The 8359-nt window shown below is 68.5% G+C and carries 7 protein-coding genes; 2 read left to right on the forward strand and 5 right to left on the reverse strand.

All coding sequences use genetic code 11. From position 1 onward, the window contains the following. Nucleotides 1-101: 101 nt before the first annotated feature. The 4 genes from ACWEN3_RS35135 to ACWEN3_RS35150 are packed head-to-tail and all read right to left on the reverse strand — an operon-like array spanning nucleotide 102 to nucleotide 4852. Complete coding sequence (locus tag ACWEN3_RS35135; RefSeq protein WP_452979362.1) at nucleotides 102-992, reverse strand: HpcH/HpaI aldolase/citrate lyase family protein; 891 nt, start codon at nucleotides 990-992, stop codon at nucleotides 102-104. Nucleotides 993-1029: 37 nt separating this feature from the next. Next, nucleotides 1030-1821, reverse strand: a complete 792-nt coding sequence (locus ACWEN3_RS35140; RefSeq protein WP_452979365.1) for an enoyl-CoA hydratase/isomerase family protein — start codon at nucleotides 1819-1821, stop codon at nucleotides 1030-1032. A gap of 54 nt (nucleotides 1822-1875) precedes the next feature. Then, the gene (locus ACWEN3_RS35145; RefSeq protein WP_452979368.1) at nucleotides 1876-3060 is read right to left on the reverse strand and encodes an acyl-CoA dehydrogenase family protein; all 1185 of its coding nucleotides are present in this window, start codon (nucleotides 3058-3060) and stop codon (nucleotides 1876-1878) included. After that, nucleotides 3044-4852 carry a CoA-transferase gene (locus tag ACWEN3_RS35150; RefSeq protein WP_452979371.1) on the reverse strand — a complete coding sequence of 603 codons (1809 nt, stop codon included), beginning with the start codon at nucleotides 4850-4852 and terminating at the stop codon, nucleotides 3044-3046. Before ACWEN3_RS35150 ends, ACWEN3_RS35145 begins: the two co-directional genes overlap by 17 nt. A gap of 215 nt (nucleotides 4853-5067) precedes the next feature. On the opposite strand from ACWEN3_RS35150, the gene ACWEN3_RS35155 reads away from it, so the two are divergent. Beyond that, on the forward strand, nucleotides 5068-6243 hold the full coding sequence (locus tag ACWEN3_RS35155) for a CaiB/BaiF CoA transferase family protein (RefSeq protein ID WP_452979373.1): 1176 nt from the start codon (nucleotides 5068-5070) through the stop codon (nucleotides 6241-6243). Nucleotides 6244-6591: 348 nt separating this feature from the next. Here ACWEN3_RS35155 and ACWEN3_RS35160 read toward each other — a convergent pair whose 3' ends face one another. Further along, nucleotides 6592-7440 carry an oxidoreductase gene (locus ACWEN3_RS35160; RefSeq protein ID WP_452979376.1) on the reverse strand — a complete coding sequence of 283 codons (849 nt, stop codon included), beginning with the start codon at nucleotides 7438-7440 and terminating at the stop codon, nucleotides 6592-6594. 228 nt (nucleotides 7441-7668) lie between these two features. On the opposite strand from ACWEN3_RS35160, the gene ACWEN3_RS35165 reads away from it, so the two are divergent. After that, nucleotides 7669-8295, forward strand: a complete 627-nt coding sequence (locus tag ACWEN3_RS35165) for a TetR/AcrR family transcriptional regulator (RefSeq protein ID WP_452979379.1) — start codon at nucleotides 7669-7671, stop codon at nucleotides 8293-8295. The last annotated feature ends 64 nt before the right edge of the window (nucleotides 8296-8359 follow it).

Below are 8359 nucleotides of genomic sequence, written 5' to 3' on the forward strand. Positions count from 1 at the left end.
GATGCGGGGTGCAGGGCTACGTGTTCGGCGTGGAGCGTGTCGCCGCCCTGGTGGACGCGGCACAGGCTCGTCCGGTACTGCCGAGTGCCTCTTGCCTGCCGTCAGTTCCCGGCGATGGCGTCGGCGAGGTCGATCACGCCCTGTGCCGTCTTGGCGTGGGCGAGGTCGATGTGCTGCCCCTCGAAGGTGACCGCCGCGCTGCCGTTGGCCTCCGCCTCATGGAAAGCGGCGATCATCCTGCGGTAGTGGTCCACCGTCTCGGGCGCGGGTGTGAAGACCTCGTTCGCCAGGGCCACGTGCGACGGGTGGATGAGGACGATGCCCCGGTAGCCGAGGCGGCGGTTGTCCTCGGCGAACCGTCGGAAACCGTCGAGGTCGGCGATGTCCTGCCAGACACCGCCCACGGGGTGGTGCAGACCGGCGGCCCGGGCGGCGAGGATGATCCGGCTGCGCAGGTAGAGCGTCTCCAGGCCCTCCGGGGTGAACTCGAAGCCGAGCTCACGGCCGACATCGGCATTGGGGCCGGTCGCGCCGAGCAGGCTCACGACCCGCGGGCTGGCCGCCGCGATCTCCTCGCAGTGAGCCATCGAGACCGCGGTCTCGAAGCTGACGAGCAGGCCGATCGAGCCACGCTCGAGCCCCTCCCGCTCCTCGATGTGCGAGACCACCGCGTCGATGCGCACGATCTCTTCGGCGGTGAACACCTTGGGCAGGAACAGCCCGGCCAGACCGGCCGTCACGACCTGCTCCACATCGGCGCCGAACAGACCGCTGTCGACGCTGTTGGGGCGGACCCAGACGTCGGCGCGGACATCCTGGGCGCGCAGCCGCTCGATCGTGTCGCGGACCGTCTTGCGGGCGTCGCTCTTGTCCGTGGCCGGCACCGAGTCCTCCAGGTCGAGGATCACGGCGTCGGTGCCCGCGGCGATCGCCTTCTCGGCCCACGTGGGCTTGTGACCCGGTACGAACAGCATCGAACGGTACGGCTTCATGAGAACCTCTCCTCTACTCACGTGAACAAAAGCCGGATCAGAAGCTCGGCTTGCGCCGCTCGCGGTGCGACGCGAGTCCCTCGCGCACCTCGGGTCCGCCGAAGCCGTAGAACTCCAGGGCGAGCGAGGCGTCGAAGATGGAACCGGCGACCTGCCGGTACCAGTTGTTCAGCGACTGCTTGGTCCAGCGGATCGCCGACGGGGCACCCAGCGCCAGCTCACGGGCGACCTCACGGGCGGTGGGCAGCAGGTCGTCCTCGTCCACGCACAGCGAGACCAGCCCGATCCGCTCCGCTTCCTCACCGGTCAGCGGACGGCACGTCATCAGGTAGTACTTGGCCTTCGCCATGCCGCACAGCAGCGGCCAGCAGATCGCCGCGTGGTCGCCGGCGGCGACACCGAGCCTCGTGTGGCCGTCGATGAGCTTCGCGGTCCTGCTCACCACGGACACGTCGGCGAGCACACCGGCCACCAGTCCGGCTCCCACGGCGGGACCGTGCATCGCCGAGACGGTCGGCTTCGAGCAGTCGATGACGTTGTAGACCAGGTCCCGTGCCTCACGCATCGTGCGGGTACGGGTGTCGAAGTCGTTCGTCAGCTTCTCGACGAGGTCGAAGGACCCGCCGGCCGAGAATCCCTTGCCCTCGCCCCGCAGCAGCACCGCCTTCACCTCGGGGTCCGCGTCGAACTCACGCCAGATCTCGGCGAGGTCCGCGTGGGCGGCCTCGCTCACGGCGTTCAGCTTGGGCGCGTCGAGCACGAGCTCGATCACTCCGGCCTCGTCGGGCCCGTCCACGCGGAGGTTGGAGAAGCGTGCGTAGCGGCTCATGGTTGTTCCTTCCGATCGTGTGATCCGGCGTCCGGGCCGCGCCGGCCCCGGCTCTCATGCGCGGGACGCACGATCACGCTCCCGCCGCATGAGTTCCCGTCCGATGATGAGCTTCTGGATCTCGCTGGTGCCCTCGTAGAGCCGCAGCAGGCGCGCGTCCCGGTAGATGCGCTCCACCGCGACCTCCCGCATGTAGCCGCTGCCCCCGTGGACCTGGACGGCGAGGTCGGCGACCCGGCCGGCCGACTCGGTGCAGAACAGCTTGGCCGCGGAGGGCCCGAGCCGTCGGTCGGAGCCGTCGAGGTAGTGCCGCGCGGCGTCCCGGGCGAGCGCCTTGCTCGCCATGACGAGCGACTGCTGTTCGGCCAGCATGGCCTGGACGAGCTGCTGCTCCCCGGTCGGCACACCGCCCTGCCGGTTCTGGGCGGAGTAGGCCACCGACTCGTCCAGGGCGCGCTCCGCCAGCCCCGTGGCCAGTGCCGAGATGTGCACCCGGCCGCGGGCGAGGACGGTCATGGCCGCCCGGAATCCCGTCTCCACCTCGCCGCTGATCAGCGCCTCGTGGCCGACGTGGACCTGGTCGAAGTAGACGTCGGCGGTGGTGGCTCCTTCCTGGCCCATCTTGCGGTCCTTGGCGGCGACGGTCAGCCCCTTGCTGCCGGCCGGGACCAGAAACACCGCGATCTTGTTCTCGGCGTCGGTCCCCCGCACCTTGGCGAAGGTGACGAAGAGATCGGCGAGCGGGGCGTTGGTGATGAACCTCTTCTGGCCGCTGATGGTCCATCCGTCGGCCGACCACGTGGCGGTGGTGCGCATGCCGGACGGGTCGGACCCCGCCTCCGGTTCGGTCAGGGCGAAGGAGGCGATGCACTCGCCCGCGGCCATCGGCTCCAGCCACCGCTTCTTCTGCTCGTCGGTACCGAAGCCGGCGAGCACCTGGCCGGCGATGCCGTTGTTGGTCCCGAACAGCGAGCGGAAGGCCAGTGCCGTGTAGCCGAACTCGAAGGCCAGCTCGACGTCCTGGGTGATGACAAGCCCCAGCCCGCCGAACTCCTGCGGCAGCGCGTAGCCGAACAGGCCCATCGCCGCGGCCTTCTGGCGCAGGTCGTCCGGGATCGCGTCGCCGTCCGCGATCTCACGTTCCCGGGGGACGACCTCCTCCCGGATGAACTCCCTTACCTGGGCACGAATCTGAGCGAAGTCGTCCGCACTGACCGTCTCTTCAACGGGTGTGGGCATTTTCCTTCCTTCCTGTGTTCGGGGCGGAGAGGGGAACCAAATCCGAGACCGGCTGCGGGGCCTGTGCGCGTGCCCGGCCGAGGAACAGCCCCTCCGGGTCGTACGCGCGCAGTTCCCCGACGTCGGCGGCCGTGACCGGGCGGAGTTCCTCGAGGTCCTGGCTGACGGACAAGTCCCAGCCGCACTGGTCGCGGACGTGGGCGATCCGTTCGGCCAGTGGCTCCGGTCCGGGCGCGATGTGGGTGAGGACGAGTTCCCCGTCCCGCATCGTCAGCGTCCCGAGGTCCGTGACGACGGCTCGCACGCGCCGGCCGGGGCTGGTCACGTAGCCGCACTTCTCGACGAAGCGCCGACGGCCCATGATGCCGACGACCAGTACCTCGTCGGCGTTGGTGATGACGTCGTTGCCGCCGCCGGATCCGACCAGATAGGGGCCGCCTTCGATCTTGGTCGTGTTGATGTCGCCCTGCCGGTCGATCTGGGCGGCGCCCACGCAGGCGATGGACCGGAAGAACGCGCCGTTGACCAGGTTCCCCAGCACCTGCTCCGTGTCGAGCAGCATGGACGAGGACGGGAAGTTGGAGAAGCTGAAGATGAACGGGTCGCCGGGTGTGGGGGTGTAGTCCCAGAGTCCCAACTCGGCCGCGAGCGCCACCCGGTGGCCGGCCGCCTTGGCCTGTCCGACTCCGACCCAGGCGGCGAGGTTCGCCAGCCCCGCCCCGGCGAGCACGGTGTCCGCCGAGGTCTCGGTGATCCGCCGGTTCACGAGGTCGGCGAGCCATACGGCGGCCCGTTCGGCCGCGGTCGGCGGTCCGACGCGCTCTGCCCCGGCGGGGGGTGCCGGCGGCCCCTCGGCCCCGCGGATCAGTCCTCCGAGCCGTTCCGGGCCGAGCTTCGCCAGGTAGCTCTCGTGGTCGGCCGGCTCAAGGACCCACTCGCGCAGCCAGTCCTCGAAGTCCGGTCCCCTGCTCGCCTCGCGGGCGGAGACCCAGAAGGGGATGTCCTCCACGTAGCCCCGCACGGGCAGCCGCGCTCCGGAAGGCCCGGGGAAGACACCGCCGGGGTGCGCGCCGAACGGCGCCTCGACGATGCCCAGGACCCGGTGGGCGGGGATGCGTACCAGGGACGACCAGGGCCGCAGATCGTCCACGACCTTCTCGACCGTGGCGATCACCCCGCGCCGCGAGGCGAGCGCTCCCACCACACCTTCGAACATCGGCGGCGCGATCGCCAGGTTCCCCTGCCGGTCGGCCACCGCGGCATGCACCAAGGTCACGTCCGGCACCAGCGGCGCGACCAGGCCGACCCGGCCGAAGGCGGTGTCCACCTCCTGGTAGGCCTCGTTCTCGGTCATCGACGAATCGCGCACCGAGCCCGTCACGACCGCGGGGACTCCGGTGGCCGCGGCCCGCAGCCGCTGGATGAAGGTCAGGAAGGACCAGTTCTCGACCTCCACCGCGCCCGAGGCGTACGCCTCCTGGAAGACGGGGTTGGGGGTGAAGACCGGGAACGAGTCGCCGGAGTACACCGTGACGACCTTCTTCAGGCAGCCCGCACGGAAGAGCACGGCCCCCAGCGAGGACAGACTCGCCATGATCAAGGTGAAGTCGGCGGGCTTCTCCCAGTACTGACGGGCGAGTTCCCGCACCAGGGCGCTCCAGCGGCTGTGCCCCATCATCACGTGCACGGCGTCACCTGGGCGTACGTACCGGGAGATCGCTTCGTCCAGCCGGCAGAAGTCGACGGCCTGCGGCGCGGGTTCGGCGCCGGCGGGCGTCGCAGTGGTCGCCATGTCGAAACTCCCTCTTGCTCAGTCGCGAAGTTTAAATAAAATATATTTACCCATCGCCAGGGGCAATGAGACGCAGGTCACGCAAGCACTCGTCGCGACGCTCGGCCCGGTCGAAACGATCCGGCATCAACCGGGCTCAACCCTTGACAGCGCGCGGAAAAAATATTTTACATACTTCATCAGCTGGCGACCGTCACAATGAAGCGAGGTCACCGATGCAGCACAAGCCGCTCAACGGCATCCGGATCCTGGAGCTTGGGGGGTACATCTCGGCACCCTACGCCAGCTCGCTGATGTGCGCGCTGGGCGCGGAGGTGGTGAAGGTCGAGAGGCCTGGCACCGGCGAGGACTTCCGGCGCCACAAGAACGACCGCAGCCCGTACTTCATCCAGTACAACGCCGGGAAGCGCAGCCTCGCGGTGGACCTCAAGAAGCCCGAGGGCGTGGCGCTCGTGAAGGCACTGGTCCCCCGCTTCGACGTGGTGCTGGAGAACCTGCGCGCGGGGAAGCTCGCCTCTCTGGGGCTGGGCCAGGCGGAATGCGCGGCGCTCCGGCCCGATCTGGTGTACGCGTCCGTCACCGGCTTCGGGAACGGCGGCCCGTTCGCCCAGCGTCCCGCCTACGACACCATGGGCCAGTCGGTCGGCGGGCTGTACTCCCTTCTCGGCGACGCCGGTACCCCCCAGTTGACCGGCACCATCCTCGCGGACCTGGTCACCGGCCTGTCCACCGCCACCGGTGTGCTCGCGGCGCTGGTCGGCCGCGCCGCCTCCGGCGCCGGGCAGCACGTGGAGACCTCGATCATGGAGGCGGTCAGCACGATCACCGCCGACGCCGTCAGCCAGTACTTCGACGACGGGCACCAGGACCCCACCCGGCAGAGCCGTCACCCGCAAGCGCAGAACTTCTGTCTCAAGTCCGCTTCCGGGGAGGACTTCGCGATACACCTGTCGTCGCAGCAGAAGTTCTGGCACTGCCTGGTCGAAGCGCTCGACCGGCGTGATCTGGCGGACGACCCCCGGTTCGCCACGTACCCGGACCGTGAACGCAACTACTTCGAGCTGGTCGAGATCGTGAAGGCGGAGTTCCTCACCAGGCCGGCGCGCGAGTGGGAGAAGCGACTGACCGAGGCGGACGTCCCCTTCGCGCCGGTGCTGACCGTCTCCGGGTACATCAACCACCCGCAGACCGAGTGGCTCGAGCTCGTCGAGCCGGAGCACAACGGTGTCTCCCTGCTGCGGCCGCCGTGGCGATTCGGGGGCTCCCGTCCCGAGCGCGAAGGTGTCGCACCACGGGTCGGCCAGCACACACGCGAGATAGCCGGCGAGGTGTACGACCACTCGCGCATCGACGAGCTGGTCGCCGCCGGGGTCCTGTTCACCGACTCCTGAACGAGTCGCCCTCCGGCGTCCGATCGCGAGGCTCAGTCCCGTAGGGGGCCGCTCAGGACGTACTGAGCGGATCAGGAACGCGCTGCCCTGTGTCCGGCTTCGCACCCGTCTCCGTGGCTGTCGTCGACTCGGAGCCGGTGTGCGTGTCGGCTTCGTCGAAATCGCACCGCGCCCTGCGCGCTTCGTGAACCATCCGATCCAGGGCAATCACATCGGCAGCATCGGGCTCGGCCCGGACTCAGGAACCGACCCCGGCGGCCATCGGGCCGCCGGGGTCGTCGTGATCGACTGCCGTACGGGCGTCGACTCTGGTTCGGGATGTCAGGCGAGAACGTCGCCCATGGTTCGTCAGCTCTGGAAGTCGGTCGAGATGGAAAGGTCGCGCCACTTCTCAGCGTTGACGCGTAGCGTTTCGGCCCGATTGGTTACGATCTCGTACGCGTCAGGCCCTGCGGCAAAACGCACCGGCGGCTCATCGGCCGCGGCCAGAGCGACAACCGCTTTGCCGAACTTCACCGGATCACCGGTCTGGTTGTGGTTCGCCGCGTCATAGCCGGCCTTTTGCGCGGCCGAGTAGTCAGCGTAATCCGACACCTCCACGTCGCCGTAGGAGGCCGAGCTCGGATCGAGGAAGTCCGTACGGAAGAATCCCGGCTCGACGAGGGTGACCTTGATGCCGAACTGGGCGACTTCCAGGCCGAGGGTCTCCGCCCAGCCCTCGAGCGCGAATTTGGTCGCCGTGTAGGCGGACGCGCCTTCGAAGCCCATCATTCCGGCGATGGACGACACCGTGAAGACATGGCCCGAACGCTGCTCTCGCATCACCGGCAGAACCGCCCGCGTCACAGCCATCGTCCCGAATACGTTCGTCGCGAATTGCCGCTCCATCGCGGACGGGGAAATTTCCTCGAATGCGCCGAGCTGACCATATCCGGCGTTGTTGACGAGAATGTCGATGCGGCCGAAACGCGCCACGGCCTGGTCGACGCCGGCCTGGACCGCAGCGTGATCGGTGACGTCCAGTTTCAACGTGAGCAGGCGATCACCAAATCCGGACAGCGCCGCGCTGACTTGCTCCGGCTTGCGGACTGCGGCAACCACACGGTCTCCGGACTCAAGTGCCGCCCGGGCAACCTCAAGGCCAAGTCCGCGACCAGCGCCCGTAATGAACCATGCTTTCATCTGACATTCTCCCATTGGTCTCTCACACAGAAGCCGCTCAGCAGCACCTTGTTTTGCTTGTTCGGATACCGGCGTGCGTCACAGGATCAGTTCGCCGCCGTGGATGTCCACCGTCGCGGTCCCTGTGAGGCGTGCAAAGATCGGCATCTTGCTACGTTCCTGCATGTCACATGCATGCTAGAGCCCTCTCACATCAATGTAAGAGGGCTCTAGCATGGAGTCAAACGAGGGAGATGAAGAGTGATGCGAGACTCGGCGCCGGGTGCCCGCCCTTATCACCACGGCGATCTGCGCGCGGCACTGGTGCAGGAGGCGATGAGCCTGCTCGCGGCGGACGGCCTCGCCGGGTTCTCCGTCGCCAAGCTCGCGCGCCGCCTCGGAGTCAGCTCGGCCTCGCCCTACCGCCACTTCCCGGACCGCGAGAGCCTGCTCGCCGCGGTCGCCGCCCAGATCGCCCAGGAGCTCGCCGAGCGGGTCCAGGACGTGGCCGACAGGGCCGGCAGCGACCCGGTCGAACGCCTGGCCGCGGCCGTCGGCGCCTACACCCGCTACGTCATCAACCACCGCGTCGGCCTGGACATCGTCTTCCTGGACGGCCTCCAGGACCCCAAGTACGCGGACCTGCACGAACACACCCGCAAGCTCACCGACCTGCAGATCGAACTGGTCACCGCCGCCTCCGCCGGCACCACCTACGAAGACGTCTTCGACCTGTACGACCAGGTCGTCGCCCTCGCCCACGGCTACGCCGCCCTCTACAACCTCGGGGCCTACGCACAACACCGGCGCACCGCCGAAGAGACCGAGGACAAAGCCGTCACTGCCGCACGGCGCCTGATCGCCGGCCATCGGAAGTCCACCAGCCAGTAGATCAGTGACGACGGACGTCCCCCGCGCGCCAGAAAGGTCGCGGGGGGCGTGCGTGGTTAGGGCG

This window comes from Streptomyces sp. NPDC004561 (assembly GCF_053602155.1).

Bases quoted from the DNA above. Each gene is read 5' to 3' on its own strand.
- ACWEN3_RS35160 (WP_452979376.1), bottom strand. From the start codon at position 7,440: ATGGGAGAATGTCAGATGAAAGCATGGTTCATTACGGGCGCTGGTCGC.
- ACWEN3_RS35140 (WP_452979365.1), bottom strand. From the start codon at position 1,821: ATGAGCCGCTACGCACGCTTCTCCAACCTCCGCGTGGACGGGCCCGAC.
- ACWEN3_RS35135 (WP_452979362.1), bottom strand. From the start codon at position 992: ATGAAGCCGTACCGTTCGATGCTGTTCGTACCGGGTCACAAGCCCACG.
- ACWEN3_RS35145 (WP_452979368.1), bottom strand. From the start codon at position 3,060: ATGCCCACACCCGTTGAAGAGACGGTCAGTGCGGACGACTTCGCTCAG.
- ACWEN3_RS35155 (WP_452979373.1), top strand. From the start codon at position 5,068: ATGCAGCACAAGCCGCTCAACGGCATCCGGATCCTGGAGCTTGGGGGG.
- ACWEN3_RS35150 (WP_452979371.1), bottom strand. From the start codon at position 4,852: ATGGCGACCACTGCGACGCCCGCCGGCGCCGAACCCGCGCCGCAGGCC.
- ACWEN3_RS35165 (WP_452979379.1), top strand. From the start codon at position 7,669: ATGCGAGACTCGGCGCCGGGTGCCCGCCCTTATCACCACGGCGATCTG.